Source organism: Candidatus Chryseobacterium colombiense (assembly GCA_029203185.1).
GTDB lineage: Bacteria > Bacteroidota > Bacteroidia > Flavobacteriales > Weeksellaceae > Chryseobacterium > Chryseobacterium colombiense.
Genome location: CP119310.1, coordinates 3,372,638 through 3,398,535, shown reverse-complemented (window position 1 = coordinate 3,398,535; position 25,898 = coordinate 3,372,638). Strand labels below are relative to the sequence as shown.

At 35.1% G+C, this 25,898-nt stretch carries 35 protein-coding genes; 6 read left to right on the top strand and 29 right to left on the bottom strand.

The window, feature by feature from the left end:
• Nucleotides 1–2: 2 nt before the first annotated feature.
• From secY to rplC, 21 genes are all read right to left on the bottom strand, one after another.
• Nucleotides 3–1,382, bottom strand: a complete 1,380-nt coding sequence (gene secY, locus P0Y62_15390) for a preprotein translocase subunit SecY (protein WEK69220.1) — start codon at nt 1,380–1,382, stop codon at nt 3–5.
• A 9-nt stretch (nt 1,383–1,391) separates the two neighbouring features.
• On the bottom strand, nt 1,392–1,841 hold the full coding sequence (gene rplO, locus P0Y62_15385; GenBank protein WEK69219.1) for a 50S ribosomal protein L15: 450 nt from the start codon (nt 1,839–1,841) through the stop codon (nt 1,392–1,394).
• A 96-nt stretch (nt 1,842–1,937) separates the two neighbouring features.
• Nucleotides 1,938–2,114 (bottom strand): 50S ribosomal protein L30, encoded by a 177-nt coding sequence (gene rpmD / locus P0Y62_15380; protein WEK69218.1) that lies wholly within the window; start codon nt 2,112–2,114, stop codon nt 1,938–1,940.
• Between the two features lie 11 nt (nt 2,115–2,125).
• Entirely contained in the window at nt 2,126–2,647 is a 522-nt protein-coding gene (rpsE, locus tag P0Y62_15375; GenBank protein ID WEK69217.1) for a 30S ribosomal protein S5, read from the bottom strand.
• A gap of 19 nt (nt 2,648–2,666) precedes the next feature.
• On the bottom strand, nt 2,667–3,020 hold the full coding sequence (gene rplR, locus P0Y62_15370; GenBank protein ID WEK69216.1) for a 50S ribosomal protein L18: 354 nt from the start codon (nt 3,018–3,020) through the stop codon (nt 2,667–2,669).
• Between the two features lie 15 nt (nt 3,021–3,035).
• Nucleotides 3,036–3,581, bottom strand: a complete 546-nt coding sequence (rplF, locus tag P0Y62_15365) for a 50S ribosomal protein L6 (GenBank protein ID WEK69215.1) — start codon at nt 3,579–3,581, stop codon at nt 3,036–3,038.
• 17 nt (nt 3,582–3,598) lie between these two features.
• Nucleotides 3,599–3,997 (bottom strand): 30S ribosomal protein S8, encoded by a 399-nt coding sequence (rpsH, locus tag P0Y62_15360; GenBank protein ID WEK69214.1) that lies wholly within the window; start codon nt 3,995–3,997, stop codon nt 3,599–3,601.
• Nucleotides 3,998–4,144: 147 nt separating this feature from the next.
• Nucleotides 4,145–4,414: a 30S ribosomal protein S14 gene (rpsN, locus tag P0Y62_15355; GenBank protein WEK69213.1), complete on the bottom strand. Its 270-nt coding sequence runs from the start codon at nt 4,412–4,414 to the stop codon at nt 4,145–4,147.
• Between the two features lie 3 nt (nt 4,415–4,417).
• Nucleotides 4,418–4,969 (bottom strand): 50S ribosomal protein L5, encoded by a 552-nt coding sequence (gene rplE, locus P0Y62_15350; GenBank protein WEK69212.1) that lies wholly within the window; start codon nt 4,967–4,969, stop codon nt 4,418–4,420.
• Nucleotides 4,970–4,982: 13 nt separating this feature from the next.
• Entirely contained in the window at nt 4,983–5,309 is a 327-nt protein-coding gene (rplX, locus tag P0Y62_15345) for a 50S ribosomal protein L24 (protein ID WEK69211.1), read from the bottom strand.
• 19 nt (nt 5,310–5,328) lie between these two features.
• Nucleotides 5,329–5,697 (bottom strand): 50S ribosomal protein L14, encoded by a 369-nt coding sequence (rplN, locus tag P0Y62_15340; GenBank protein WEK69210.1) that lies wholly within the window; start codon nt 5,695–5,697, stop codon nt 5,329–5,331.
• 2 nt (nt 5,698–5,699) lie between these two features.
• Complete coding sequence (gene rpsQ, locus P0Y62_15335; GenBank protein ID WEK69209.1) at nt 5,700–5,954, bottom strand: 30S ribosomal protein S17; 255 nt, start codon at nt 5,952–5,954, stop codon at nt 5,700–5,702.
• A gap of 12 nt (nt 5,955–5,966) precedes the next feature.
• The gene (rpmC, locus tag P0Y62_15330) at nt 5,967–6,152 is read right to left on the bottom strand and encodes a 50S ribosomal protein L29 (protein ID WEK69208.1); all 186 of its coding nucleotides are present in this window, start codon (nt 6,150–6,152) and stop codon (nt 5,967–5,969) included.
• A 12-nt stretch (nt 6,153–6,164) separates the two neighbouring features.
• Complete coding sequence (rplP, locus tag P0Y62_15325; protein WEK69207.1) at nt 6,165–6,590, bottom strand: 50S ribosomal protein L16; 426 nt, start codon at nt 6,588–6,590, stop codon at nt 6,165–6,167.
• 90 nt (nt 6,591–6,680) lie between these two features.
• A complete protein-coding gene (gene rpsC / locus P0Y62_15320) occupies nt 6,681–7,418 on the bottom strand; it encodes a 30S ribosomal protein S3 (GenBank protein ID WEK69206.1) in 738 nt (245 codons plus the stop codon).
• Nucleotides 7,419–7,425: 7 nt separating this feature from the next.
• Nucleotides 7,426–7,824 (bottom strand): 50S ribosomal protein L22, encoded by a 399-nt coding sequence (rplV, locus tag P0Y62_15315; protein ID WEK69205.1) that lies wholly within the window; start codon nt 7,822–7,824, stop codon nt 7,426–7,428.
• Nucleotides 7,825–7,826: 2 nt separating this feature from the next.
• Nucleotides 7,827–8,105 (bottom strand): 30S ribosomal protein S19, encoded by a 279-nt coding sequence (gene rpsS, locus P0Y62_15310; protein ID WEK69204.1) that lies wholly within the window; start codon nt 8,103–8,105, stop codon nt 7,827–7,829.
• A 2-nt stretch (nt 8,106–8,107) separates the two neighbouring features.
• On the bottom strand, nt 8,108–8,929 hold the full coding sequence (gene rplB, locus P0Y62_15305; GenBank protein WEK69203.1) for a 50S ribosomal protein L2: 822 nt from the start codon (nt 8,927–8,929) through the stop codon (nt 8,108–8,110).
• A 22-nt stretch (nt 8,930–8,951) separates the two neighbouring features.
• Entirely contained in the window at nt 8,952–9,242 is a 291-nt protein-coding gene (gene rplW, locus P0Y62_15300) for a 50S ribosomal protein L23 (protein ID WEK69202.1), read from the bottom strand.
• A 3-nt stretch (nt 9,243–9,245) separates the two neighbouring features.
• Entirely contained in the window at nt 9,246–9,875 is a 630-nt protein-coding gene (gene rplD / locus P0Y62_15295) for a 50S ribosomal protein L4 (protein ID WEK69201.1), read from the bottom strand.
• A complete protein-coding gene (rplC, locus tag P0Y62_15290) occupies nt 9,866–10,489 on the bottom strand; it encodes a 50S ribosomal protein L3 (protein WEK69200.1) in 624 nt (207 codons plus the stop codon). The genes rplD and rplC overlap by 10 nt, the downstream gene beginning before the upstream one ends.
• 481 nt (nt 10,490–10,970) lie before the next feature.
• Here rplC and P0Y62_15285 point away from each other — a divergent pair, with 481 nt between their 5' ends.
• Both P0Y62_15285 and P0Y62_15280 read left to right on the top strand, forming a co-directional pair.
• Entirely contained in the window at nt 10,971–11,954 is a 984-nt protein-coding gene (locus P0Y62_15285; protein ID WEK71820.1) for a hypothetical protein, read from the top strand.
• A gap of 29 nt (nt 11,955–11,983) precedes the next feature.
• Nucleotides 11,984–14,683, top strand: a complete 2,700-nt coding sequence (locus P0Y62_15280) for a hypothetical protein (protein ID WEK69199.1) — start codon at nt 11,984–11,986, stop codon at nt 14,681–14,683.
• A gap of 92 nt (nt 14,684–14,775) precedes the next feature.
• On the opposite strand, the gene P0Y62_15275 is transcribed toward P0Y62_15280, so the two are convergent.
• The 8 genes from P0Y62_15275 to P0Y62_15240 all read right to left on the bottom strand — a co-directional run bounded on the left by P0Y62_15275 (nt 14,776) and on the right by P0Y62_15240 (nt 22,566).
• A complete protein-coding gene (locus P0Y62_15275) occupies nt 14,776–16,113 on the bottom strand; it encodes an amidohydrolase family protein (protein ID WEK69198.1) in 1,338 nt (445 codons plus the stop codon).
• Nucleotides 16,114–16,161: 48 nt separating this feature from the next.
• A complete protein-coding gene (locus P0Y62_15270; protein WEK69197.1) occupies nt 16,162–16,650 on the bottom strand; it encodes a low affinity iron permease family protein in 489 nt (162 codons plus the stop codon).
• Nucleotides 16,651–16,730: 80 nt separating this feature from the next.
• Nucleotides 16,731–17,558, bottom strand: a complete 828-nt coding sequence (locus P0Y62_15265; protein WEK69196.1) for a GLPGLI family protein — start codon at nt 17,556–17,558, stop codon at nt 16,731–16,733.
• Between the two features lie 146 nt (nt 17,559–17,704).
• Complete coding sequence (gene rpsJ, locus P0Y62_15260; GenBank protein WEK69195.1) at nt 17,705–18,010, bottom strand: 30S ribosomal protein S10; 306 nt, start codon at nt 18,008–18,010, stop codon at nt 17,705–17,707.
• 16 nt (nt 18,011–18,026) lie between these two features.
• Complete coding sequence (gene fusA / locus P0Y62_15255) at nt 18,027–20,144, bottom strand: elongation factor G (protein WEK69194.1); 2,118 nt, start codon at nt 20,142–20,144, stop codon at nt 18,027–18,029.
• A gap of 6 nt (nt 20,145–20,150) precedes the next feature.
• Nucleotides 20,151–20,627 (bottom strand): 30S ribosomal protein S7, encoded by a 477-nt coding sequence (gene rpsG, locus P0Y62_15250; protein ID WEK69193.1) that lies wholly within the window; start codon nt 20,625–20,627, stop codon nt 20,151–20,153.
• A 23-nt stretch (nt 20,628–20,650) separates the two neighbouring features.
• Nucleotides 20,651–21,064: a 30S ribosomal protein S12 gene (gene rpsL, locus P0Y62_15245; protein WEK69192.1), complete on the bottom strand. Its 414-nt coding sequence runs from the start codon at nt 21,062–21,064 to the stop codon at nt 20,651–20,653.
• A gap of 131 nt (nt 21,065–21,195) precedes the next feature.
• The gene (locus tag P0Y62_15240) at nt 21,196–22,566 is read right to left on the bottom strand and encodes a hypothetical protein (GenBank protein ID WEK69191.1); all 1,371 of its coding nucleotides are present in this window, start codon (nt 22,564–22,566) and stop codon (nt 21,196–21,198) included.
• A 144-nt stretch (nt 22,567–22,710) separates the two neighbouring features.
• On the opposite strand from P0Y62_15240, the gene P0Y62_15235 reads away from it, so the two are divergent.
• From P0Y62_15235 to P0Y62_15220, 4 genes are all read left to right on the top strand, one after another.
• A complete protein-coding gene (locus P0Y62_15235) occupies nt 22,711–23,187 on the top strand; it encodes a DNA starvation/stationary phase protection protein (GenBank protein ID WEK69190.1) in 477 nt (158 codons plus the stop codon).
• Between the two features lie 92 nt (nt 23,188–23,279).
• Complete coding sequence (gene pncB / locus P0Y62_15230) at nt 23,280–24,458, top strand: nicotinate phosphoribosyltransferase (GenBank protein ID WEK69189.1); 1,179 nt, start codon at nt 23,280–23,282, stop codon at nt 24,456–24,458.
• A gap of 2 nt (nt 24,459–24,460) precedes the next feature.
• The gene (locus tag P0Y62_15225; protein WEK69188.1) at nt 24,461–24,973 is read left to right on the top strand and encodes a YciI family protein; all 513 of its coding nucleotides are present in this window, start codon (nt 24,461–24,463) and stop codon (nt 24,971–24,973) included.
• Nucleotides 24,974–24,984: 11 nt separating this feature from the next.
• Nucleotides 24,985–25,875: a DUF2268 domain-containing putative Zn-dependent protease gene (locus tag P0Y62_15220; protein WEK69187.1), complete on the top strand. Its 891-nt coding sequence runs from the start codon at nt 24,985–24,987 to the stop codon at nt 25,873–25,875.
• Nucleotides 25,876–25,898 lie beyond the last annotated feature (23 nt).

Below are 25,898 nucleotides of genomic sequence, written 5' to 3'. Positions count from 1 at the left end.
AATTAATATCCAGTCGTTCTTGATAATTTAGACTGCATTAAGCCATCATAGTGATGGTTCAGCAGATATGTATTAATCTGTTGAACAGTATCTAAAATTACTCCAACCATAATCAATAGTGATGTCCCCCCGAAAAATAGGGCGAACGCATCTGTCTGAACAAAGCTTCCGTGTACAATTGCCGGAAGGACTGCAAAGATAGATAAAAATATTGCACCAGGCAAGGTAATTTTTGATAAAATATCATCTAAATAATCAGCGGTCTCTTTCCCGGGTCTTACTTTCGGTACTAAACCTCCATTTCTCTTCAAATCATCAGCCATCTGGTTTACCGGAATTGTAATCGCAGTATAGAAGAATGAGAAGATAATAATTAATAGCGCAAACAATACGTTGTATTGCCAGCTAAAAACATTCTTGAAACCTGCAAGAAAAGTATTAGACTCATCTACTTTCGTTAATAAACCAGGTACGAACATCAATGCCTGAGCAAAGATAATCGGCATTACACCGGCAGCATTAACTTTCAATGGAATCCACTGTCTTGCTCCTTGCATAAGATTTCTGTTTACACCTCCTCTTGCTTGAGCTCTGCTAACATACTGAATAGGGATTTTTCTAACAGCAACAGATAATACCACCGCTAAAAGAACAACCAACATCCAGAAAATTACTTCAATAAGGATCATGATAGACCCCATTCCTCCTTTTCCGTTCTGCACGGCCATTTCCTGTACGAATGCTTCAGGTAATCTTGAAAGGATCCCTACCATAATAAGGATAGAGATACCGTTTCCGATACCTTTGTCGGTGATTTTCTCACCCAACCACATTGCAAATACTGAACCAGCAACCAAAATAACAATGCTTGGTAACCAGAACATAATAGAATTTGGCTCTACATAATATGCAGAAGAGAACTGAGCATATGGTAAGAATAATTGAGTAATAGAAGTTAAATAAGAAGGCGCCTGTACAAGACAAACACCAATAGTTAACCATCTAGTAATTTGATTCAATGTATTTCTACCTGACTCTCCATCTTTCTGAAGCTTCTGAAGATAAGGAATAGCCATCCCCATCAACTGAACAATAATAGAAGCAGAAATATAAGGCATGATACCTAACGCCATTACGGAAGCATGGCTGAAAGCTCCCCCCGTAAACGACGAAAGCAAGCCAAGGAGACCTGCTCCTTGCTTGTTACCGCCCTGACTTTTATAATGCTCTAAGAGATCTCCTACTTCTGCAAGGTTAATTGCAGGTAAAGAGATATAAGATGCGAATCTATACACAAGGATAATACCTAAAGTAAAGATAATTTTATCTCTAAGTTCCTTTAAGCTCCAAATATTTTTTAATGTTTGTATAAATTCTTTCATTAGTAATTATTATAAGGTAATTGCTTTTCCACCTGCCTTAGCAATAAGCTCTTCAGCAGATTTAGTGAACTTGTCAGCAGAGATAGAAACCGCAGATTTCAACTCTCCTCTACCCATAATTTTCACTAATTCGTTTTTAGTAATTAGACCGTTCTCAATCATAACTTCTCTTGTAATATCTCCAGTGATAGATTTATTCTCGATTAAAGTCTGGATTGTATCAAGGTTAATTCCTCTAAACTCTTTTCTGTTTATGTTTTTGAAACCGAATTTCGGTAATCTTCTTTGTAAAGGCATCTGACCTCCTTCAAAACCGATTTTCTGAGAATAACCAGCTCTTGCTTTCTGTCCTTTGTGACCTTTAGTAGAAGTACCTCCTTTTCCAGTACCCTGACCTCTACCAATTCTTTTTGAATTGAAAGTAGATCCTGCAGCTGGCTTTATATTGTTTAAATTCATTTTTTTATTGATTTAAAGATTAAATAATTTAAAGATTAAAAAATTCCGACTAAAATAGGAAGAAAATTTTAATCTTTTAATCTTTGAATTTTTTAATTATTTCTGAACTTCAAGTAAGTGACTAACTGCAGCTATCATTCCTAAGATAGAAGGAGTAGCTTCGTGTTCTACAACTTGGTGAAGTTTCTTAAATCCTAATGCTTCAAGCGTTCTCTTTTGGGTTTTTGTTCTTCCAATAGCGCTTCTTACTTGCTTTACTTTAATTGTTGCCATTGTTTTATATATTAACCGTTAAACACTTTAGTTAGAGAAACTCCTCTCATTCTAGCGATCTCTTCAGGTCTTCTGATATCCAATAACGCTTTGAAAGTAGCTTTCACCACGTTGTGAGGGTTAGAAGATCCTTTGGATTTTGAAAGGATATCGTGAATACCAGCAGACTCCAATACCGCTCTTACCGCACCTCCGGCGATAAGTCCTGTACCGTGAGAAGCAGGTCTTAAGAAGATATCTGCACCTCCGTATCTAGCAGTAGTTTGGTGAGGAATAGTGTGGTTCATTACAGGAACTTTCACAAGGTTTTTCTTAGCGTCTTCAACTGCTTTAGCAATTGCAGAAGCAACCTCTTTAGATTTTCCTAATCCGTAACCGATCACTCCATCTTCGTTACCTACAACTACGATAGCAGAGAATCCGAAAGCTCTACCTCCTTTAGTTACTTTTGTTACTCTGTTAACAGCTACGAGACGATCTTTAAGTTCTAATCCTCCCGGTTTTACTCTTTCTATATTATCTAGTCCTAACATATTTTCCGAAATTTAATGATTAGAATTTAAGTCCACCTTCTCTCGCACCATCAGCTAGAGCTTTAATTCTCCCGTGATATACGAATCCGTTTCTATCAAATACAATATTTTCAATTCCTGCAGCAATAGCTTTAGCAGCGATAGCTTTACCTACAGCAGCAGAAACTTCAGATTTTGTTCCAGTAGCATCAACTCCTTTTTCTCTTGAAGAAGCAGAAGCTAAAGTTTTTCCACTGTTATCATCGATTAACTGAGCGTAAATTTCCTTATTACTTTTGTATACAGATAATCTTGGCAATTCAGAAGATCCAGAGATTTTTCCTCTTACTCTTCTTTTGATTCTTATTCTTTTTTCTAATTTACTTAATGCCATAATACTTATAATTTATTAAGCAGATTTACCAGCTTTACGTCTAACAATTTCTCCTACGAATCTTACACCTTTTCCTTTGTATGGCTCAGGCTTTCTGAAAGAACGGATCTTTGCAGCTACCATCCCTAGAAGTTGGTTGTCGTGAGACGTTAAAGTAATAATTGGGTTTTTACCTTTTTCAGTCAATGTATCTACTTTCACTTCGCTTGGAAGTTCTAGTACGATACCGTGAGAGAATCCTAAAGCTAACTCAAGTTTTTGACCTGCGTGTGAAGCTCTGTATCCTACCCCTACTAATTCTAGTTTCTTTTCGAAACCTGTATTTACACCAACAATCATGTTGTTGATTAACGCTCTGTATAAACCGTGAAGCGCTTTGTGTTGTTTAGCATCAGATGGTCTGTTTACGTTCAGTTCTCCATCTTTCTGTTCTATAGTAATTCCTGCTGTAAGTTCCTGAGAAAGTTCTCCTTTAGGACCTTTTACAGTTACTACACCATTGTTTTCAGTGATTGTAACTCCTGCTGGAATTGTTATAATTGCTTTACCAATTCTTGACATTTTCCTGTGATTAAAAATTAATAAACATAGCAGATTACTTCACCGCCTACTTTTTCTTCTCTAGCTTTCTTGTCAGTCATTACTCCTTTAGAAGTAGAGATGATAGAAATACCCAAACCGTTTAGTACTCTTGGAAGTTCTCCTGAACCTTTGTACTGTCTCAAACCTGGTCTAGAAGCTCTTTGGATAGACTTGATAGCTGGTTTGTTAGTTTGCTTATCGTACTTCAAAGCGATTTTGATCGTTCCTTGAACAGCGCTATCTTCAAACTTGTAGTTTAAGATATACCCTTGATCAAATAAGATCTTAGTAATCTCCTTTTTGATTTTCGATGCAGGAATTTCCACCACTTTGTGGCCTGCGCTTTGTGCGTTCCTTACTCTTGTTAGGAAATCTGAAATTGGATCTGTTACCATTTTTCTTTTATAAATTATTGGTTAAAGAACAATCAGTATTGTAAAGACTTGAAGAATAAAATATCAGACTTCAGAAAACTTCGGTCTGATATTTTTTATCTTTAGTATCTAGACAACTTAATTGTCCCGATTTTTAATTAGTAATTATTACCAACTAGCTTTTTTAACTCCCGGGATAAGACCGTTGTTTGCCATTTCTCTGAAAGTTACTCTGGAAATACCGAACGTTCTCATGTATCCTCTTGGTCTACCTGTTAGTTTACATCTGTTGTGTAATCTTACAGGAGAAGCATTTTTAGGCAATTTTTGAAGTCCTTCGTAATCACCAGCTTCTTTAAGAGCTTGTCTTTTAGCAGCGTATTTAGCAACTAGTGCTTCTCTTTTGCGCTCACGCGCTTTCATTGATTCTTTAGCCATTTCTTAGTTCTTTTTAAATGGTAAACCGAAGTGAGTTAATAATGCTTTAGCTTCTTTATCTGTTTTCGCAGTAGTAACGAAAGTGATGTCCATCCCTTGGATTTTTTTCACTTTGTCGATTACGATCTCAGGGAAGATGATTTGCTCAGTGATACCTAAGTTATAGTTACCTCTACCATCAAATCCGTCAGCTTTAATACCAGAGAAATCTCTAATACGTGGCAATGCAGAAGAAGTTAATCTATCTAAGAACTCATACATTTTATTAGCTCTAAGAGTAACTTTAGCACCTACAGGCATACCTTTTCTCAATTTGAAAGCAGCTTCGTCTTTCTTAGAGATTGTACCTACAGCCTTCTGACCAGTGATGTTCGTTAATTCTTCAACAGCATAATCGATGATCTTTTTATCAGCAGTAGCGTCTCCTAAACCTTGAGATAAAATGATTTTCTCAAGTCTTGGTACCTGCATTACTGATTTGTATCCGAATTCTTCCATCATTGCTGGAACAATCGTTTCTTTATATGCTTTTTTGGGTCTTGCTATATATTCCATGTGTTATTTAAAATTATAAAGTTTCACCCGTTTTTTTGTTGATTCTTACTTTCTTATCTCCTTCGATTTTGTAACCGATTTTGATAGCTTTTCCGTCTTTTCCAACTAAAGCTACGTTTGAGATATGAATAGAAGCTTCTCTTTCAACGATTCCTCCTTGAGGATTTGAAGCTGAAGGCTTAACGTGCTTTTTGATGATGTTAAGTCCTGCAACAACTACTCTAGGGTCTCTTCCTTCTTTTTTGATCACTTCAATAACTTCACCAGTACTACCTTTAAGACCTTTCTTACCTGTAGTTACGATTACGTTATCTCCTCTTTTTATTTTTAACTTTGACATTTTTTTACAATTTTAAATATTAAAGTACTTCAGGAGCTAATGAAATGATTTTCATATATTCTTTGTCTCTCAACTCACGAGCAACCGGTCCGAAAACACGAGTTCCTCTCATTTCTCCCGCTGCGTTTAGTAATACACAAGCATTGTCTTCGAATTTGATGTATGAACCATCTTTTCTTCTAACCGCTTTTTTAGTTCTTACTACTACAGCTTTAGATACCTGACCTTTTTTAGCGTTTCCTGATGGTGTAGAATCTTTGATAGTAACAACGATTTTATCACCAACTGAAGCATATCTTCTTCTGGTTCCTCCCAGAACTCTAATAACTAGTACTTCTTTTGCACCTGTGTTATCAGCAACTTTTAATCTTGATTCTGTTTGTAACATTATTACTTAGCTTTTTCAATGATTCTTACTAATCTCCATCTCTTGTTCTTGCTCAAAGGTCTAGTTTCTTGGATAAGAACTGTATCTCCCTCGTTACATTCGTTGTTCTCGTCGTGTGCAGTATATTTTTTCGTTTTCAATACGAATTTACCGTACATCGGGTGCTTGATTCTCATCGTTTCACTAACAACAATGGTCTTTTCCATTTTATTGCTGGAAACCACTCCGATTCTTTCTTTTCTTAAATTTCTATCCATTGTAAAATGAAATTATTGTTTGTTAGTTAACTCTGTGTTTAATCTTGCGATTGTCTTTCTCAAATCTTTGATTTGAATCGGGTTTTCAATTGGGCTGATTTTGTGAGCCAATTTCAATTTTTGATATTGAACTTTTGCTTCAGTCAATTGAGTTTGAATATCACCCGCGCTTAAATTTTTAATATCAGCTTTTTTCATTGTATTCAAAGATTATAGAGGTTTAACAAAATCGTTAGCAACTACGAATTTAGTAACTACTGGTAATTTCTGTGCGGCAAGTCTAAGTGCTTCTTTCGCTACTTCGTAAGGAACACCTCCGATTTCGAACATAATTTTACCTGGTTTTACTACAGCTACCCAATATTCCACAGCACCTTTACCTTTACCCATACGTACTTCCGCTGGTTTTTTAGTAATTGGCTTATCTGGGAAGATTTTGATCCATAGCTGACCTTCTCTCTTCATATATCTTGTTGCAGCGATACGCGCAGCTTCAATTTGTCTTGCAGTGATCCAAGCACCTTCTGTTGCTTTGATTCCGAAAGTTCCATAAGCAAGTTGATTACCTCTCTGAGCAATCCCCTTCATCTTCATCTTATGAACTCTACGGAATTTGGTTCTTTTTGGTTGTAACATAATTTTCTAAATTTTAGATTTTAGATTTTAGATTTTAGATTTTAAAAAAGTAACGGCAATTTAAAATTCAAAATTTGCAATCTAAAATTTTTAATTATTATTGTTTCTTCTTGGTTTTCTGTTCTCTCTGTCTCCTCTCTCTCTGTTTCCTCCTCCTGATGGACCTTTCTTCTGTTGTCCCACTAGTGGAGAAAGTTCTCTTTTACCGTAAACTTCTCCTTTCATGATCCAAACTTTAACTCCTAACTTACCGTATTGAGTTAATGCTTCACCGATATGATAATCGATATCCGCTCTGAAAGTTGACAATGGAATTCTTCCTTCTTTGAAAGATTCTGATCTTGCCATTTCAGCTCCATTCAATCTTCCTGAGATTTGAACTTTGATCCCTTCTGCACCCATTCTCATTGTACCAGCCATAGCCATTTTAACAGCTCTTCTGTAAGAGATTCTGTTTTCAATTTGCTTAGCAATACTATCAGCAACTAATACAGCATCAAGTTCAGGTCTTTTGATTTCGAAAATATTGATTTGAATATCCTTACCTGTAAGTTTCTTCAATTCTTCTTTTAATTTATCAACTTCCTGACCTCCTTTACCGATGATAAGTCCCGGTCTAGCAGTAGTGATTGTAACTGTAACTAATTTTAATGTTCTTTCAATATAAATTTTTGAAATACCACCTTTAGATAATCTAGCCTCAAGGTATCTTCTGATTTTGTAGTCTTCAGCGATTCTGTCTCCATAATCGTTTCCACCAAACCAGTTAGAATCCCATCCTCTGATGATACCTAATCTATTACCAATTGGATTTGTCTTCTGTCCCATACCTTGATTAATTTTCTTTTGTACCTAAGATTAGTGTAATGTGGTTTGATCTTTTTCTGATTCTATACCCTCTTCCTTGTGGAGCTGGTCTTAGTCTCTTCAATTGTCTTGCACTGTCTACAAAAATTTCTTTAACGATAAGGTTTGCTTCTTCAATATCAGCACCTTCGTTTTTCGCTTGCCAGTTTGCCATTGCAGAAAGTAAAACTTTCTCCAATTTGTTAGAAGCGTCTTTTTTAGAATATTTTAAAATGTATAAAGCTTTGTCTACTTCTACTCCTCTAATGATATCAGCTACTAATCTCATTTTTCTTGGAGAAGACGGGCAATCATTATGTAATGCTTTTACTACATCCTGATTTGTTAATTTACGTGCTAATGCACTTTCTCTTTTTCTTGATCCCATGATTATCTGCTTCCTTTGTTTTTGTTACCACCATGACCTCTGAAAGATCTTGTTGGAGAAAATTCGCCTAGCTTGTGACCTACCATGTTTTCTGTAACGTAAACAGGGATAAAAGATTTCCCGTTGTGTACAGCAATAGTCTGCCCTACGAAGTCTGGAGAAATCATCGATGCTCTAGACCAAGTTTTGATAACTGTTTTCTTATTAGCTTCTATATTTGCCTGAACCTTCTTATCTAAAGTATGATGAATGAACGGTCCTTTCTTAAGTGATCTTGCCATAATTATTTTCTTTTAGATACGATGTAACGGTTAGACACTTTGTTTTTCTTTCTAGTTTTGTAACCTTTAGATGGTTTACCGTTTCTAGATCTTGGGTGACCTCCAGAAGAACGTCCTTCACCACCACCCATTGGGTGATCTACAGGGTTCATTACTACCGCTCTTGTTCTTGGTCTTCTACCTAACCATCTGCTTCTACCAGCTTTACCTGATACAGTTAATTGGTGATCAGAGTTAGAAACTGAACCAATCATTGCCATACATTCAGTAAGGATCATTCTAGATTCTCCTGAAGGCAATTTGATGATTGCATATTTTCCGTCTCTTGAAGTAAGTTGAGCTGAAGAACCAGCACTTCTTGCTAAAATAGCACCTTGACCAGGCTTCATTTCAACACAAGAAATTACAGTACCCAATGGAATATTTTTCAATTTCATTGCGTTACCTACATTTGGTTCTACGCTTTCACCTGAAACTACTTTTTGGTCTACTTTAATACCATTTGGAGCGATGATATATCTCTTCTCTCCGTCTGCGTATTCTAATAAAGCGATAAATGCAGTTCTGTTTGGATCGTATTCTACAGATTTTACAGTTGCTTCAACGTTAGCTTTGTTTCTTTTGAAGTCAATAATTCTGTATTTCTTTTTGTGTCCACCTCCGGTGTAACGCATGGTCATTTTACCTGTTTGGTTACGTCCACCTGACTTTTTAATACCAACTGTCAGAGATTTCTCTGGCTTGTTAGTAGTAATTTCCTCAAAATTGTTTACAATTCTGAATCTCTGTCCCGGGGTGATAGGTTTTAATTTTCTAACAGACATTACTATTATTTATAATTAATAATTAATTTACAGCAAAAATATCGATAACCTCACCTTCAGCAAGTTTGATTACCGCTTTTTTCAATTTGTTTGTCTTTCCTACTTGAAGACCTTTTTTAGTGTATTTCGAAGAAACCTTCGGAGCATAAATCATTGTGTTAACGTCTGCTACTTTTACACCATAAGCCGCTTCTACAGCTTTTTTAATTTGGATTTTATTCGCCTTAGTATCTACCAAGAAAGAATAAGAACCTCTTAAATCTGTAAGGTAATTAGCCTTTTCTGAGATAACTGGTTTAATGATAATAGACATGATTTATTTCTTTAGATTTTCCTGGAATTTTTCAACTGCACCTTCGAAGAATACAATCTCACCTGCATTTACTAAATCGTAAGAGCTTACTTCGTTGAAGTTCATCACTTTAGTTTTAGGTAAGTTTCTTGAAGATAAATACACATTCTTGTTAGCTTCAGGAAGAATAAACAAAGATTTTTTACCGTTTAATGTTAATGCATCTAATAAAGTAATGAAATCTTTAGTTTTAGGAGCGTTTAAGCTCACATCTTCTAAAACTCTGATGCTGTTATCTCTCATTTTCTGAGAAAGAACAGATTTTTTTGCTAATCTCTTAAGAGCTTTGTTCAATTTGAATCTGTAGTCTCTTGGTTTTGGTCCAAACACTCTACCTCCACCTCTGAAAGTTGGAGATTTGATATCACCATATCTAGCAGAACCAGATCCTTTTTGCTTCTTAAGTTTTTTAGTAGAAGCAGTGATTTCGCTTCTTTCTTTTGCTTTATGAGTCCCTTGTCTTTGTGCAGCAAGGTACTGTTTAACTTCTAAGTAAACCGCGTGCTGATTTGGCTCAATTCCGAATACTGTTTCGTCTAGAGTTACTTTTCTTCCGGTCTCTTTTCCTGATGTATTTAATACTACTAGTTCCATTTTCTGATAATTACATAAGAATTTTTAGCTCCCGGAACAGCACCTTTTACTACTAAAAGATTTTGTTCTTGATCCACTTTTAATACTTGAAGGTTTTGAACAGTTACCTGCTTACCTCCCATTCTTCCAGCCATTCTCATCCCTTTGAATACTCTTGAAGGGTCTGAACCAGCACCGATAGAACCTGGAGCTCTAAGTCTGTTGTGCTGACCATGAGTTGCCTGCATTACACCTCCAAACCCGTGTCTTTTAACAACACCTTGGAAACCTTTACCTTTAGAAGTTCCAGTTACATCTACATATTCACCTTCGATGAATAGATCAACTTTCACTTCCTCTCCTACTTTAGCATCTGTGAATCCATCGTGGAATTCAACTAATTTAGCTTTAGGAGCAGAACCAGCCTTTTTGAAATGACCAGCTAACGCTTTACCAACGTTCTTCTCACTCTTGTCATCGAAACCTAATTGAACAGCTGCATAGCCGTCAACTTCTAAGGTTCTGACCTGTAAAATCGAGCACGGACCAGCTTGAATAACTGTACAAGGAATGTTTTTTCCTTCTTCGTTAAACAAAGATGTCATACCGATTTTTTTACCAATAATACCTGACATTGTTTATGTTATAATAAAATTTATCCTTTATTTATCACCATTTTTAGGAAGTCTGAAGTAATTTCTACTTTTGATATAGGCATACTACGCCCCTAAAATGAGTGTGCAAATTTATGAATAATTTTGAAACCTACAAATATTTACAACAAAATATTTTGATTTTTAATCATTTAGATAATTTTGAAAAATAACAGCCTCAATTTTGTAGAATATTTTTTTGTTTTATGAAAAATTTAAAAATGAGTTCATTTTAATTTAATACCAGTATTGGCTTATCATTTTACAAGCAATACAAAAACCCACGAAAAGATGTAGGGAAAATAGAAAATTTGACTTTTCACAATTAATCACCGGGATTTTACGGTGCAATTTTTGCTAGGATATTTTTAATTTTGAACAAATTTTGGAGCAACTATTCTTTCAAAGTTTTTCCGCTCGATTTTTTCATCTATGAAAAGAAAATAACCACCTCTTAATGAATATGAAATTTTTCAAATCCATATTTTTCTGTTTCTTCTTCATTGTATTTTCCTGCAGTAAGAAAGAAAGCCACCCCTATGGTTTTTATTACTGGAAAACCAGGCTTGCTCTAAATGATATTGAAAAGAAAGCATTACATGAATCTACGCTCCCCTATTTATATACACGCTTTTTTGATGTAGACAAAATTGATAATACATTTCAGCCTGTAGGAGTCATTACGAAAGACAAAAGTTTTGAAACCGGGAAAAAGATCGTTCCAACGGTCTTCATTACCAACCGGACTTTCCTTTATATAAAAAAAGACGAAACAACTTTTCTCGCCAAAAGTATTTACACACTCATTCAAAAGAAAATTGCTGATTATCATCTTACAACAAGTAATGAAATTCAGATAGACTGTGACTGGACCGCCGGAACACGGGATGATTATTTTAAGTTTTTAAAGGAGTTAAAAAAAGTATCCGGAAAAGAAATTACCTGTACACTCCGGCTTCATCAGGTAAAAGATAAAAGCCAGACAGGAATCCCTCCTGTGGAAAAAGTGTACCTCATGTGCTACTCTACTTCTTCGCCTTTGGAAAATTCTGATAAGAATTCGATTCTCGATGTCAATATTTTGAAAAGTTATCTTTCAAAAATTGATGAATATCCTATCAAAAAAATCGAAGTTGCTCTTCCCATTTACTCGTGGGGAATTGTTACGAATCATTTAGAAAAACATAAACTCATTAATGCTTTATCTAAAAAGGATCTAGAAAACCCCAACTTCAAAAAGATTTCTGAAAATACAGCAGACGTTCTGAAAGACGGTTTTTATTTCGGTCATTACTTAAATAAAGGTTTTACCATAAAAATTGAAGAAATTTCTGACGATCAGCTAAAACAGGTCGTTCAGTTCCTTGAAAACAAAATCTCTAATTTTAACATTATATATTATCAATTAGATAGTAAATTTGTGTACAATCAGGATTTTAATTTTTAAAATCAACAGTAAAAAAACACCACGTTATTATGAAAAAATACATTCTTTCACTTACCGTTTTAGCTCTATTTTATACAAAGTCAAGTGCCTGTGCTTGGTCTGATCCGGATTATGAGTATTTCAACTTATTTACACAAAGTATTATTAAGGACAAATCTTATCTACCTTTTCTTCTCAGTTATTCTACACGGTTTTATGATCAGTATAAACAAGGGATAATTCCGGATGAAAACATAGAATCTTGGAGAAAATTCTTCAACAATCAACTTTCTTACTCAGAAACAGATTACCTGGTTCATAAAATCAGTCTGAATGATCTTAATGATTTAAAAAAAGGAACTCCCAATAATCCTTTATTAAAAAAACTAGGGGTTGGATTTTATCAGAAGTATAAAGAAGGGATTGATTATTTAATTGAAGCTAAATATCTGGAACCTTATATGAGGATCAATTTTGTAGAGAATGAAAATTCATTTTACTACAGTGGAGGCAATAACGATAAAAATGCTACCAATCTTGATTATAATAAAACAATTGCAGCATTAACTTCCTTATACAACGCCGCAAAAAATCCTGAGATCAAACAGCGATATGGATATCAGATTGTTCGTTTCAATCATTACACAAGAAATTATGATGCAGCAACGCAGGCTTTCAAAACATATGTTCAACCTGTTAAACTGAAAGGCACGCCTTACTTTATGGCACTCGATCAGCTTGCGGGTGCACAAAGAGGATTGGAAATGAATTCTGATGCCAACTGGAATTTCTTTCAGGTATTTATGAACAGCAAAAGCCGTAAGGAATCTGCTTTTGTTTCTATGAAACTTTCGGACACAGCTTCTTTTAATAATATTATGAAAAGAGCGGGAACGAATGAAGAGAAAAATATGGCTTACTTTCTTTTAGGCTATGAAGATTTCAACAATCCTATTCCGATTATGGAAAAGATGTTTGAAATTGATCCGAATTCTGAAATACTGAAAGTGATGGCGGTAAGAAGCATCAATGAACTTGAAAGAAGCTATCTTCCGATTTATTATTATTCTGATGATAAAAATTCTGCTGTTCAGAAAAATCCTGCTGATAAAACTTCATCTGAAACTCCGGTCGTGAAAGAGGAAAAACTTTCTATCTGGCAAAAAATCGTCCGCTTTTTTAAAAACCTTTTTAGCGGTTCAAAATCTGATAAGAATAAAGATGCAAACAAGGCCAACCAAAGCGATGATGAATTGCTTGAAAATCCAAACAGAATTCCTGTCTTTTCTAAAAACAACTACTGGTACGATGAAAAAACAAAAGATTATTTGGATGACCTGGAAAAATTTACCGCTAAAAACAAAGAAAAATCTGATGACGAATATTGGCAGATCGCAGATGCCTATCTGAAATTTTTGAAAAAAGATTATAAAGAAAGTACTGAAATTTTAGACGATATTAAAACCAGCAATCCGGAATATCTTGAGCAGATCAAAAGAATGAAAGTGCTGAACGATATTGTTTCTCAGCCCAAAATAGATACAGCATATGAAGATCACCTCATGAAAGATTATGCAGAATATTTTGTGGAAAAAGAAGTCAAAAAAGACAGTACCAATACGAATGATTATGATTATTACGGTTCTGTTCCTTCAACAGCCGATTTCCTGAAAGATGTTTTAGCCAACCGTTATTTCCTTCAAGGTGAAGATGGGAAATCGTTCCTGATGAATAATAAGCTTTCTGATCTACAATACAACCCGAATTCGGGTCTGGTAAAAAGTGTGGAGGATTTCTACCGAAAACCGAATAAAACTCAGTTTGAACAACAGATCATTGCTAAGAACATGGATAATGTCGGCAACATTGAAGCATTTTTTGCCACCATTTACGGTGACAGAGCTATGAGAACTGCAGATTTTGAGAAAGCCAAATCTTATTATCTGAAAGCACAGAACTTTACCGGAATTCCGAGAGAAGACTATGAAAAATATAATCCGTCGACAGGAAAATACGAGAAACTAGTCTATACAGGAAGCAACTATGACGGCTATAACAATATTCCTGATTATGTTTTTGGACACAATGTATGGGAAAGCTTTGGAAGTCCGGATGATCAAAGCATGGAAAATGAGAATTATACTGCATTTCCTTTCATAAAGCCTAAGATGAATAAACTAGAACTTACAGATGCTTTAATTCAGCTTAAAAAAATAGGAAACGGAAAAGACGAAAAGTCTGCTAAAGCCAATCAGCTGATCGGAAATCTTCTGTACAACACCTCCATTTTGGGTTATTACAGACAAATTTTTGTGATGGATATTGATAACAGCAACGGAGGAAAATATGACTTCTGGCGTACAGAACTGAAAAATCCGTATCAGTATTATTATAAAAATTTCTTAGATAAATCTTTCATCGAACCGGATAATTTTGATTTAGCCATTAATTATTACAAAAAGGCATTAGATCTTTCCGGCAGTAAGGAAGAAAAAGCAAGAATACTTTTCCAGATGGCTAGTGCGGAACAAGGAAAATATTATCAGTATGAAGCCAAAAATCAAGCAAATATTGATTATTCTGATCCTAAATGGTCTGAAAAAACTGATGCGCATCAAAAAGAATTGGATAATATTAAAAACCAAAAATACAGAACCTATTTTGCCTTACTGAAAACACAGTATGCCAATACAGAAACAGCTAAAAATCTTATCGGAAGCTGTTCTTATTTTGGTTACTTTATGAAATAGTTATTAAAATAAAAAAAGGAATCAAATTGATTCCTTTTTTTATTGTTTATACTGTAGCCGCGCTTCATACCATTTCTAGTGATTCTTTGAAATTACTTTATCATATTTTTATAAATTTTCCCATCTTTTACAATCACTAAAAAATTCTTAGCGGGCTTTGCAATGACTGATAAATCTTCGATCGGATTGCCGTCTACCAATAAAACATCCGCCAATGCACCTTCTTCTATCACACCAATTTTCCCTGGATATGGGCTTCTTAAACCTGACAGCTGTAAAAGCTCTCCATTATCATGAGTAACCATTTTCAGGATTTCTGCATTATTAAACCATGGCTGTAATTTTAGAATGTATTCATTTTGTTCTTTATTCAATTCAGGTTCAAAAAGAAAATCCGTTCCCCAGGCTAACTTTACTCCAAGCTTTTTTGCCATTGGCCATAGCTTTTTCTGGCCTTCAATAACTGGCTTTCTTTTTTCTTTTCGCATTTCTGTCATTTCAGGGGAAGATTCCAACAGGTTTTGAGTACTTAGCCAGATTCCTTTATCCGCCATCAGTTTCAATGTTGATTCATCCAATAATTGACCATGCTCAATACATTTTACTCCTGCGTCGATTGCTCTTCTTATTGCTCTTGGTGTATAAGCATGTACGGTGACATAAGTTCCCCAGTCTTCAGCAGCATCTACTGCGGCTTTCATTTCATCAAGGGTATACTGCGTAACATCTACCGGGTCATAAACGGAGGAAGTTCCTCCTCCTGCCATTAGTTTGATCTGACTGGCTCCGAATCTTAAGTTCTCACGAGTTGCTGTAAGTACTTCATCTCTTCCATCAGCAATAAAAGTAGCACCGAACTCTTCAGCTCTGGAAGCCTTTCCAAAAAATCTCCTGGATTTTTCATCTGGTGTTCTAAAATCTCCATGTCCTGATGTCTGACTAATAATGGCACCGGAAGGCCAAATTCTTGGTCCTTTTATCTGCTCTTTATCAACAGCTGCTTTCAATGGAAATATAGGACCTCCAACATCTCTTACACTAGTAAACCCACGCATCAGAGTCGCTTCAGTGGATTGCCCAACCTGCTTCATCGCTGTATTCATATTGAAATCCGGAGACATCATCTGTTCCATAGTCAATGCACCAAAGGTAAGATGTACATGCACATCAATCAGACCCGGCATTAAAATTTTACCATTCCCATTGATGTTAATTACTTTTCCTTTTACGACAATAGGTTTAGCGTCAATTTTTTCGATTTTATTATCCTTAATATAGACATTAAGGGGTTTTGAGAGTGTCGGGGATTTCCCATCAAAAATACGAACATTGGAAAAAACAATCTGCTCTTCATTCTTTTCCTGTGATTTCAAAAATGTAGGAAAAAGGGATAAAGTGATTAGTGAACATAAAATGGAATAAATTTTCATATCTATAATTTTGTATAAGTAAAGATAAAAATTTTACCCCTGAAAAATCTAGATATTTTTTTGCTGTTGCTTTTGCAGCCACTCTTCATGTTTCCTTTTAAAGAACTCATGTTTATAGTCCTGATTTCTCTCGGCTGCGTCAATAGAATGTGACGTATGAATGTCTGCATCTTCTTTGGCAAGGATCGCTAGTTTTTCATAATAACAGTGAATCTGGTCAAGTTCTTTTTCTGTAAGATCTTCAATATCTACAATCCGGTTGCTCGCTTTTTCATGCGCTGCAATGAGTTCATTGAGTTTTATTTGGATAGCTTTTGAATCTTTATTTTGCGATTTCTGAATTAAAAACACCATCAGAAATGTGATAATGGTAGTTCCTGTATTAATGACGAGCTGCCATGTTTCTGAATAATTAAAAAGTGGCCCCGTGATTGCCCATAGGATCACAATGGTTGTAGCAGCAATAAAGGCAAAGGAACTTCCGGTAAACCTTGTCGCCCAATTTGAAAATTTTTCAAAGATATTTTTGTTGGTCATAGCTATCCTATTTTTAACACATTATAAATATCAAAAACTCCGCCGAAGTTGGCAGAGTTCAGGTTATATTAATTGATTGATTATTCATATTTCATTGCCTTATCCCGCTCAATAGGATTATTGGTTTTACGAAACATTTCCTGAAGTTTTTTACTAAGATCGTTAAATTGTTCTGCTTTGGTAATTTTTGTACCCATTACAAACATTTCACCTTGCATATTTTCTTTAAAGTCTCGTCGCATATCCTGAAGAGGATCGTTATAAAAATCAAGTTTTTTCTTAATCCTAATTTTTTCCGATACCTCCAACGGTTTTGTACCATAATATGTCTCTATAAAGCCAACGGTATCGTAGGTATCCTTTAAATTTTTGTTCTTAATTAACGTAAAAATGAAATTGGATCCGGAATCTTGTAGTTGAAAAATCAATCCTGGAAGTCCCCGAAATTTATATGGTCCTTCAGAAATAGTCACTTCTTTATTGAACCATGCTACCCAACTTCTTCCGCCAAAATTTGCCGTTGCCTTTTGTAAGGTGTACTCCCCAAATTTTCTGGTTTCATTGGTTAAGTTCCACGAAATTTTATCTTCCGTAGGAAAGGTAAACATATCATGTCCTATCAGTTCGTAATTCTGATTTTTATAGGTGTTTTTTTGACGTTTTATAGAAGGAAACCAGCTCCCATAATGATGTCCGTAATTTCCTGTTGTCTTATTGATAGAATCGGATTTTAAATAATCATATTCATAAAATTTTACATCTTTAGGATTGATGTCCAATACAAAGTTTATTTTTTCATACTGACTTTGGGTGGAGTCCATTTTAAATTGAAGCTCATAAATAAATCTTTGAGTTTGTGCGCTCACCAGTGAGTTTATTATGATTAATAATAAAAGTATTCTTTTCATAGTACTATTTTTTAATAAAAGTACAAATCAAAAAGAACCTTGCAATACATAATAGTAAATAATTTAAAACACCTATTAAGACAAAATAAAAATCCGTCCCTCGAAAGGAACGGATTTTATTATAATCATTGCAAAGTATGCAATTATCACACTTTAATTTCAACGTCTACACCTGAAGGAAGTTCTAATTTCATTAGAGCATCAACAGTTTTAGAAGAAGAAGAGTAGATATCCATCAATCTCTTGTGAGCTGATAATTGGAACTGCTCTCTTGCTTTCTTGTTTACGTGCGGAGATCTCAACACCGTGAAGATTCTCTTATTCGTTGGCAATGGAATTGGTCCGTTTACAACAGCACCAGTAGCCTTTACCGTTTTTACGATTTTCTCAGCAGACTTGTCTACCAAGTTGTAATCGTAAGATTTTAGTTTTATTCTGATTCTTTGTGACATTTCTTTAATTTAAAAATTAACCTTTTGCTTTAGCTATGATTTCTTCAGCAACGTTTTGTGGAGTAGCTTGGTATTTCTCTAATTCCATAGAAGAAGTAGCTCTTCCTGATGAAAGCGTTCTTAGAGTTGTTACATATCCAAACATTTCAGAAAGTGGAACAGAACCTTTGATTACAATAGCTCCATTTTTCTCTTCTTGACCACTGATTGTACCTCTTCTCTTGTTAAGGTCACCAATGATGTTACCCATATATTCTTCCGGAGTTACAACTTCCAGTTTCATAATAGGCTCCATAATTACTGGCTTAGCAGCACGTCCCGCTTCTTTAAATCCTAATTTAGCAGCCATTTCAAACGAAAGAGCATCAGAATCCACTGCGTGGAAAGATCCGTCTTTAAGAACAACTTTAATACCTTCAACTTCGAAACCAGCCAAAGGACCGTTCTTCATTGCAGCTTTAAAGCCTTTTTCAATTGCAGGAACAAATTCTCTAGGAACGTTACCACCTTTGATCTCATTGATGAATTCTAAACCAATTTTACCTTCGTCTGCAGGTCCTAGTTCAAATACAATATCAGCAAATTTACCTTTACCACCAGATTGCTTTTTGTAAACTTCTCTGTGTTGAGCAACTTTTGTTAAGTTTTCTTTGTACTCTACCTGAGGTTGTCCTTGGTTAACTTCAACTTTGAACTCCCTTCTCATACGGTCAACAATGATATCTAAGTGAAGCTCACCCATACCAGAGATAATCGTTTGTCCAGAAGCTTCGTCAGTTCTAACCGTAAACGTAGGATCTTCTTCAGCCAATTTAGCTAGAGCGTTACCCATTTTATCTTGGTCAGCTTTAGTTTTAGGCTCAACAGCGATACCAATTACCGGATCAGGGAAAACCATCGATTCAAGAACGATTGGGTTTTTCTCGTCACACATAGTATCACCAGTTTTGATAGATTTGAAACCTACCGCAGCACCAATATCACCAGCTTCAATATATTCTACTGGGTTTTGCTTATTAGCGTGCATCTGATAGATTCTTGAGATTCTTTCTTTATCTCCTGAACGAGTGTTCAAGATATAAGAACCAGCATCTAGTCTTCCAGAGTAAGCTCTGAAGAATGCTAATCTTCCCACGAACGGGTCAGTAGCAATCTTAAATGCTAAAGCTGCGAAAGGCTCATCTACAGATGGTTTTCTTGTGATTTCAGCGTCAGTTCTTGGATCAGTACCTTTGATATCATCTTTATCCAATGGAGAAGGCAAGTATTTACATACTGCATCCAACATAAACTGTACTCCTTTGTTCTTAAATGAAGAACCACAAGTCATTGGGATAATAGATAAATCGATAGTAGCAGCTCTCAATGCAGCATTGATTTCTTCTTCTGTAATTGAATCCGGATCTTCAAAGAATTTCTCCATCAAAGTTTCGTCATATTCAGAAACAGCTTCTACTAATTTCTCTCTGTATTCAAGAACTTCATCCTTCATATCTTCCGGAATTGGAACTACCTCGAAAGTAGCACCTTGTCCAGCTTCATCCCAGATGATCGCTCTGTTTTTAATTAAGTCAACTACACCTTTGAAATCTTCTTCAGCACCGATTGGTAAAACGATTGGAACTGCGTTTGATCCTAACATTTCTTTAACCTGGTTTACCACGTTAAGGAAGTCAGCACCTTGTCTGTCCATTTTGTTTACGAATCCCATTCTTGCAACTTTGTAGTTGTCAGCAAGTCTCCAGTTTGTTTCAGACTGAGGCTCTACTCCATCTACTGCAGAGAATAAGAATACCAATCCATCCAATACTCTCAAAGATCTGTTTACTTCTACAGTGAAGTCAACGTGTCCCGGTGTATCGATAATGTTGAAATGGTAGGGTTTAGTTTCTGGAAGTGGTTTTCCCTGGTCTGTTGGGAAATTCCAAGAACAAGTAGTTGCTGCAGAAGTAATAGTAATACCTCTTTCAGCTTCCTGCTCCATCCAGTCCATTGTAGAAGCACCATCGTGAACTTCTCCAATTTTGTGGTTTACACCTGTATAGAATAAAATCCTTTCTGTAGTGGTAGTTTTACCTGCATCAATGTGCGCAGCAATACCAATATTTCTTGTAAATTTAAGATCTCTACCCATTTCAGATTAGAATTTAAAGTGTGAAAACGCTTTGTTAGCTTCCGCCATTTTGTGAGTATCTGTTTTCTTTTTGAAAGCAGCACCTTCTTCTCTTGAAGCAGCTACTACTTCATTAGCTAATTTCAAAGCCATAGACTTATCATTTCTCTTTTTAGAGTAGCTAATTAACCATTTCATTGCCATAGAAATTTTTCTATCAGCTCTGATTGGCATTGGAATCTGGAAGTTAGCTCCACCTACTCTTCTAGAACGTACCTCTACGTGAGGCATAACATTTGTTAATGCATCTTTCCAGATTTCAAGGGCTGTTTTCTCAGTTTCTCCTTTTTTAGTTTCTACGATATCTAATGCATCATAGAAAATTTTGAATGCGATTGACTTCTTACCGTCAAGCATTAAGTTGTTTACGAATCTCGTTACCAATTGATCATTAAATTTCGGATCTGGTAACAACGGTCTTTTTTTCGCTTTCGTCTTTCTCATTGCTTCTGTACCTTATTTAATGATTATTTTTTCTTTCCTTTTGCAGGAGCTGCAGCTGCTTGTCCTGGTTTAGGTCTCTTAGCACCGTACTTCGATCTTCTCTGTGTTCTTCCATTTACACCAGCTGTGTCTAATGCACCTCTTACGATGTGGTAACGTACTCCCGGTAGGTCTTTCACCCTTCCGCCTCTAACCAATACTATCGAGTGCTCTTGAAGATTATGTCCTTCGCCCGGGATATAGGCGTTAACTTCTTTACCGTTAGAAAGTCTTACCCTTGCTACTTTTCTAAGTGCAGAGTTAGGTTTCTTAGGTGTAGTAGTATATACTCTCGTACATACTCCACGTCTTTGTGGACAAGAATCAAGGGCAGCCGATTTGCTCTTCTTGGCAAGCGTGGCTCTTCCTTTTCTTACTAATTGTTGAATAGTAGGCATTTAATTGCTTTTTATTTTAGGGTGCAAAAATAGTAATATTTTTTTAATTAACAAGCAGTTATGTAGAAATTATGCCCAATATTAATTTTTAATTAAAATAAAGGATCTGATAAAAAGCTATTCCAAAACAATTATTTAAGCTTCAATTGCGACGTATACAAAACTTTTGATTTATCTTGCACAGTATCGTTAAGCAACCATTTTATTTTAGGATTCAAGGAACCTGCAATATTTTCTTTTAAACTTCCTTTCTGACTATTGGTATGTTTATATTTAAATGATTTATGGATAATAGGAATATCATAAGTAGTGATCGTAACTAAATTCTCCTCATCATTATATAAATATTTTTTACCATGAAAGTTCACCATTTGTGATTTTATAATATCTCTGTTGTTCAAAAAATCACCCGGATCTTTTAAATTATATACGCTATGAAACACAAAGAACAGGCAAGCAATTCTCCAAAGCCATTTATCTGATTTTGTATTTTCAAAAAACAAAATGAGAAAAGAAAAAAACAAACAAATATTTGCAGCCGCCATCATTCTCACATTCATTTCTTCGATCTGCTGAAACCATCCTGAAACCCACAAGGCAATACCATAAACCAAACTAATAGTCCATAATATAATATGAAAAAAATGCTTATGCTCTTTTTTTGCTTTTTTAAAATATTTAAAAAAATAAAGTAGTACTGCCACATCTATTAAGAAAATCAAAAACTGAAAAACCATACTTGCCAAACTAATAGAGGCAGGCTTAAGCCCCACAAAAGGATTTACCAAATTGAACAACCCTAAAATATTCCTTATAGTATATATAGAAAAACCACCTGATGGCAAAGCTCTTTCATTTTCCCCTACCACACTTCCGAAGTACAAATAATTGAACAACAAATACGACACTATTCCAAAACCAGCCATCAAAATACAAAACAATAAGGGCTTAAAATAGTTTGCATTTCTTATCCTGTTAAATATTATTCCGAATGAAACAATAACACCTAATAATATATATATCCCTGAATATCTCGTTAAAAACATACAGATCAGCATTAAAGAAGCATAGAATGCATTTATATATTTATGTTTCTCTTTCATAAAAATTTCATGCAAAAAATAAAACAGGAAATACATAAAGAAAATAAAAGGACCTTCCGACATTGTCTGGATAAAAACAAAAAAAAGTGTTTTACCTGTAAACAATAAAACCGTCTCCCGAAAGTAAAATTTCTTGTAATAGGAAAAGCCTAAAATGATGCTGGTAAAAAAAAGACTCAATATCCTTGAAGCCAAAAAATAGTCATTACAAAATTCATAAACCACTCTTAATAAAATAGGATAACCCAACGGAAACAAATTAGTTTCCGGAAAAGGCAGATCCGCTGCAATCCCAAAATAAGACAGACTATCAGCTCCAATTCCTCCATTTGCAATAAAAAACGGTTGAAAAAAATAAACAACAATAATAAGAACCGCTAAGATTTTATATTTAAACATATCTTGATACATCATCATTTTGAACAATAATAAGGAAACTTATCCAAACTTTTTTAATAAAACCATCAATAGCCAGCATCTATTATATTTAACTACAGTTCGGCACGGTATTTTCTACCTTTGCGATATATAAATAATAAACCTATGAAAAACGCAAGTATTATTGGATTAAAAGAAGCCGACTGCAAGAAAATAGCAGAAAAATTAAATGTCTTATTGGCAAACTATTCTGTTTTCTATCAGAATACGCGAGGTTCCCACTGGAACATCAAAGGTGAGCAATTCTTCACATTACATCCGAAATTCGAAGAGCTTTACAACAGCTTGGTCCTTAAAATAGATGAAATCGCGGAGAGAATCCTGACATTAGGAGCCACACCAGCACACAACTATTCTGATTATTTAAAAGTTGCAACCATTAAAGAGAGCCAGGAAGTAAGTGATGGAGCTAAAAGCGTGGAGATTATTTTAAATTCTTTTAAAGTAGTAATTGATCTTCAGAGAGAACTTTTGGACATTACCGAAAAAGCAGGAGATGAAGGTACCAATTCGCAAATGAGCGATTATATCACAGAACAAGAAAAAGAAGTTTGGATGTACAACTCTTATCTTGGAAAGTAAACATAAAATTTATCAAAAGATATTGAAAAAATCACCTTACATTTAGGTGATTTTATTTTTAATTATTAAATTTGCGTATAAAATACACAATTATGCACAACGTACGATTGATCTCAATTCTAGATAACGATTTCTATAAAATAACCATGCAAAATGCCGTGGTGAAATTATTCCCAAGCTCTATTGTAAAATACGAATTTATCAACAGAGGAAAACACCAGTTTCCGGAAGGTTTTGATCATGCTCTAAGGGAAGCCGTAAATAAAATGGCTGAACTTAAATTAACAAAAGATGAAAAAAGGTTCATGGCAAAAACCTGTCCTTACATAGATCTCCCCTACCTGGATTTCCTTGAGGGATATCATTATGATCCGTCCGAGGTAAAAATCACTCAGAACGGAAGTGATCTTTCAGTTACGGTAGAAGGACTTTGGTACAGAACTATTCTTTGGGAAGTTCCTTTATTAGCTCTGATCAGTGAACTTCATTACGAAATGAATCATATGGAAAGAGACTCTAATGAAGTCGTAATGAACAAAACGCTGGAGAAAGCCGATGCGCTGGGAAAATTAGGTGTGAACTTCGCAGAATTCGGAACTAGAAGAAGACATTCTTATAAAGTACAGAATCTGGTAATGGAAGCTCTAACCCAGAAGAAAGATTCAACATTTATCGGAAGTTCAAATGTTCATTTTGCCATGAAATATGGAGTAAAACCCATTGGAACCCACGCTCACGAATGGTTCATGTTCCATGCAGCAGAATATGGTTTCAAAATGGCTAACGAATTAGCTTTAGAACATTGGGTAGATGTCTATAGAGGAGACTTGGGAGTTGCCCTTTCAGACACCTATACGACAGACGTTTTCTTTCAGCAATTTGATAAAAAATTCGCCAAACTTTTCGACGGTGTTCGTCACGACAGTGGAGATCCTTTGGAGTTTGCAGACAAAACCATTGCCCACTACCAAAAACACGGAATCAATCCATTATTTAAATATATCATTTTCTCTGATGCTTTAAACCTGGAAAAGGTAGAGGAAATCACCAATTACTGCAGAGGGAAGATCGGGATTTCATTCGGAATCGGAACTAACCTAACCAATGATGTAGGATTAAAACCAATGAATATCGTCATGAAACTTATAGGAGTTCAGGCCCCAAATCAAGACTGGATTCCAACGGTAAAACTTTCCGATGAACACGGAAAATATACAGGAGATCCAAAAATGATCGAATTGGCAAAAGAATTCTTAAGGATAAAAAATTAACGATGAAAAAAATTGTATTATCATTAATTTTTCTGAGTATGCTTTCATCATGCGTAATCACAAAGGGCAAAGATGGAGAACCCGGCAAACCCGGAAATTCAGCATCCAGTAATAATTCAAAGTCTACATTTAATGAAAAGCTTGCCACAGAACTTGGCGCCGACAAATATGGAATGAAAGCTTACACCATCGTAATGCTAACAGCCGGAAAAACAAAAATGGAAGACAAGGTAAAACTAAACGAACTAATGAAAGCTCACTTGGGGAACATTCGTAAACTTGCCGATGAAGGGAAAATTATAGTTGCAGGACCATTTACCGAAGACAATAAGCAAAATTTTGAAGGTATGTTCATCTTTAACACAAAATCAAAAAATGAAGCCGAACAATGGGTAAAAACAGACCCTGCAGTTCAGGCAGGAGTTTTTGGTTATGAAATTTTTCCTTGGTACGGTTCTGCCGCACTCCCAATGTATCTGGAACATAATAAGGAGATTTCAAAAGAGAATCCTTAAAAACTTTAAAAATGAAAAAACTAATTTCACTTCTTCCCATTCTCTTATTCGGGCATTTTTTCGCTCAAAACAAAATCAATGCTGTAGATGTTTCAACCGTACAGTTGCGAATTATGCAGAAATACAAGAATTTAGATACAATTCAAAAGAGAAAAATTTATTCCGATTCAATCTACTCTCCTTATCAGCAACTATGGAACGGATACTTGGGAAATTCTGACGAAGTGGTCAAATGGCATCATGAAAATGAATCGCAAATCGATGCATGGCAACAGAAAAGTGAAAAGACAAATGGAAAACAAGTAGCCAGTTCATTGCAGAAGTTTTCGAAAGAAATGAAGAAATTAACCGGATATGATGCCAAAGGAACATGGTATATATTATTCGGTCCGGCATGGACGGATTTAGGCGGTTTGGGAAAATATGCTATGGTTATTGATTTGTCTCATGAAAACAACACATCAATAGAAAAAATAGAATTGATTTTACCTCATGAAATCACCCATCAGATTATGATGACCACAAACAAGCACATTGACAAAACTGCACTTGAGCCAATAATAGGAGAAGGCTTTGCCGTTTGGATGAATCAAAAATATTGGAAGAAAAAATATTCTCTGGCACAACATCTTGGATATACAGACTTAGAATTAAAAACATGTGAACAAAACTTTCAAAAGATAAAAGATTTCTTTGAAAAAAATAAGTTTTCCGAAGACAAAGATATTATTGACATTCTCCGAAGCAGAGAAACAAAACTAGACAAAAAACTACCCGGAGCTATAGGATATTACATAGGTTATAAAATCATTGAACAGTATATTTTAAAGAACGGAAAAGACTCATGGAAAGATGTTTTCACAAAATCTCCCCGTGAAATCTATGAAAAAAGTGGATTTTAATTAACTTCATCACAAAACTAAAT

What these genes read in the sequence shown, in the direction of transcription:
- secY (WEK69220.1), bottom strand. Translation starts at nt 1,382, where the DNA reads ATGAAAGAATTTATACAAACATTAAAAAATATTTGGAGCTTAAAGGAA.
- rplO (WEK69219.1), bottom strand. Translation starts at nt 1,841, where the DNA reads ATGAATTTAAACAATATAAAGCCAGCTGCAGGATCTACTTTCAATTCA.
- rpmD (WEK69218.1), bottom strand. Translation starts at nt 2,114, where the DNA reads ATGGCAACAATTAAAGTAAAGCAAGTAAGAAGCGCTATTGGAAGAACA.
- rpsE (WEK69217.1), bottom strand. Translation starts at nt 2,647, where the DNA reads ATGTTAGGACTAGATAATATAGAAAGAGTAAAACCGGGAGGATTAGAA.
- rplR (WEK69216.1), bottom strand. Translation starts at nt 3,020, where the DNA reads ATGGCATTAAGTAAATTAGAAAAAAGAATAAGAATCAAAAGAAGAGTA.
- rplF (WEK69215.1), bottom strand. Translation starts at nt 3,581, where the DNA reads ATGTCAAGAATTGGTAAAGCAATTATAACAATTCCAGCAGGAGTTACA.
- rpsH (WEK69214.1), bottom strand. Translation starts at nt 3,997, where the DNA reads ATGGTAACAGATCCAATTTCAGATTTCCTAACAAGAGTAAGGAACGCA.
- rpsN (WEK69213.1), bottom strand. Translation starts at nt 4,414, where the DNA reads ATGGCTAAAGAATCAATGAAAGCGCGTGAGCGCAAAAGAGAAGCACTA.
- rplE (WEK69212.1), bottom strand. Translation starts at nt 4,969, where the DNA reads ATGGAATATATAGCAAGACCCAAAAAAGCATATAAAGAAACGATTGTT.
- rplX (WEK69211.1), bottom strand. Translation starts at nt 5,309, where the DNA reads ATGTCAAAGTTAAAAATAAAAAGAGGAGATAACGTAATCGTAACTACA.
- rplN (WEK69210.1), bottom strand. Translation starts at nt 5,697, where the DNA reads ATGTTACAAACAGAATCAAGATTAAAAGTTGCTGATAACACAGGTGCA.
- rpsQ (WEK69209.1), bottom strand. Translation starts at nt 5,954, where the DNA reads ATGGATAGAAATTTAAGAAAAGAAAGAATCGGAGTGGTTTCCAGCAAT.
- rpmC (WEK69208.1), bottom strand. Translation starts at nt 6,152, where the DNA reads ATGAAAAAAGCTGATATTAAAAATTTAAGCGCGGGTGATATTCAAACT.
- rplP (WEK69207.1), bottom strand. Translation starts at nt 6,590, where the DNA reads ATGTTACAACCAAAAAGAACCAAATTCCGTAGAGTTCATAAGATGAAG.
- rpsC (WEK69206.1), bottom strand. Translation starts at nt 7,418, where the DNA reads ATGGGACAGAAGACAAATCCAATTGGTAATAGATTAGGTATCATCAGA.
- rplV (WEK69205.1), bottom strand. Translation starts at nt 7,824, where the DNA reads ATGGGATCAAGAAAAAGAGAAAGTGCATTAGCACGTAAATTAACAAAT.
- rpsS (WEK69204.1), bottom strand. Translation starts at nt 8,105, where the DNA reads ATGGCAAGATCACTTAAGAAAGGACCGTTCATTCATCATACTTTAGAT.
- rplB (WEK69203.1), bottom strand. Translation starts at nt 8,929, where the DNA reads ATGTCTGTTAGAAAATTAAAACCTATCACCCCGGGACAGAGATTCAGA.
- rplW (WEK69202.1), bottom strand. Translation starts at nt 9,242, where the DNA reads ATGTCTATTATCATTAAACCAGTTATCTCAGAAAAGGCTAATTACCTT.
- rplD (WEK69201.1), bottom strand. Translation starts at nt 9,875, where the DNA reads ATGGAACTAGTAGTATTAAATACATCAGGAAAAGAGACCGGAAGAAAA.
- rplC (WEK69200.1), bottom strand. Translation starts at nt 10,489, where the DNA reads ATGTCAGGTATTATTGGTAAAAAAATCGGTATGACATCTTTGTTTAAC.
- P0Y62_15285 (WEK71820.1), top strand. Translation starts at nt 10,971, where the DNA reads ATGAAATTTTTCAAATCCATATTTTTCTGTTTCTTCTTCATTGTATTT.
- P0Y62_15280 (WEK69199.1), top strand. Translation starts at nt 11,984, where the DNA reads ATGAAAAAATACATTCTTTCACTTACCGTTTTAGCTCTATTTTATACA.
- P0Y62_15275 (WEK69198.1), bottom strand. Translation starts at nt 16,113, where the DNA reads ATGAAAATTTATTCCATTTTATGTTCACTAATCACTTTATCCCTTTTT.
- P0Y62_15270 (WEK69197.1), bottom strand. Translation starts at nt 16,650, where the DNA reads ATGACCAACAAAAATATCTTTGAAAAATTTTCAAATTGGGCGACAAGG.
- P0Y62_15265 (WEK69196.1), bottom strand. Translation starts at nt 17,558, where the DNA reads ATGAAAAGAATACTTTTATTATTAATCATAATAAACTCACTGGTGAGC.
- rpsJ (WEK69195.1), bottom strand. Translation starts at nt 18,010, where the DNA reads ATGTCACAAAGAATCAGAATAAAACTAAAATCTTACGATTACAACTTG.
- fusA (WEK69194.1), bottom strand. Translation starts at nt 20,144, where the DNA reads ATGGGTAGAGATCTTAAATTTACAAGAAATATTGGTATTGCTGCGCAC.
- rpsG (WEK69193.1), bottom strand. Translation starts at nt 20,627, where the DNA reads ATGAGAAAGACGAAAGCGAAAAAAAGACCGTTGTTACCAGATCCGAAA.
- rpsL (WEK69192.1), bottom strand. Translation starts at nt 21,064, where the DNA reads ATGCCTACTATTCAACAATTAGTAAGAAAAGGAAGAGCCACGCTTGCC.
- P0Y62_15240 (WEK69191.1), bottom strand. Translation starts at nt 22,566, where the DNA reads ATGTTTAAATATAAAATCTTAGCGGTTCTTATTATTGTTGTTTATTTT.
- P0Y62_15235 (WEK69190.1), top strand. Translation starts at nt 22,711, where the DNA reads ATGAAAAACGCAAGTATTATTGGATTAAAAGAAGCCGACTGCAAGAAA.
- pncB (WEK69189.1), top strand. Translation starts at nt 23,280, where the DNA reads ATGCACAACGTACGATTGATCTCAATTCTAGATAACGATTTCTATAAA.
- P0Y62_15225 (WEK69188.1), top strand. Translation starts at nt 24,461, where the DNA reads ATGAAAAAAATTGTATTATCATTAATTTTTCTGAGTATGCTTTCATCA.
- P0Y62_15220 (WEK69187.1), top strand. Translation starts at nt 24,985, where the DNA reads ATGAAAAAACTAATTTCACTTCTTCCCATTCTCTTATTCGGGCATTTT.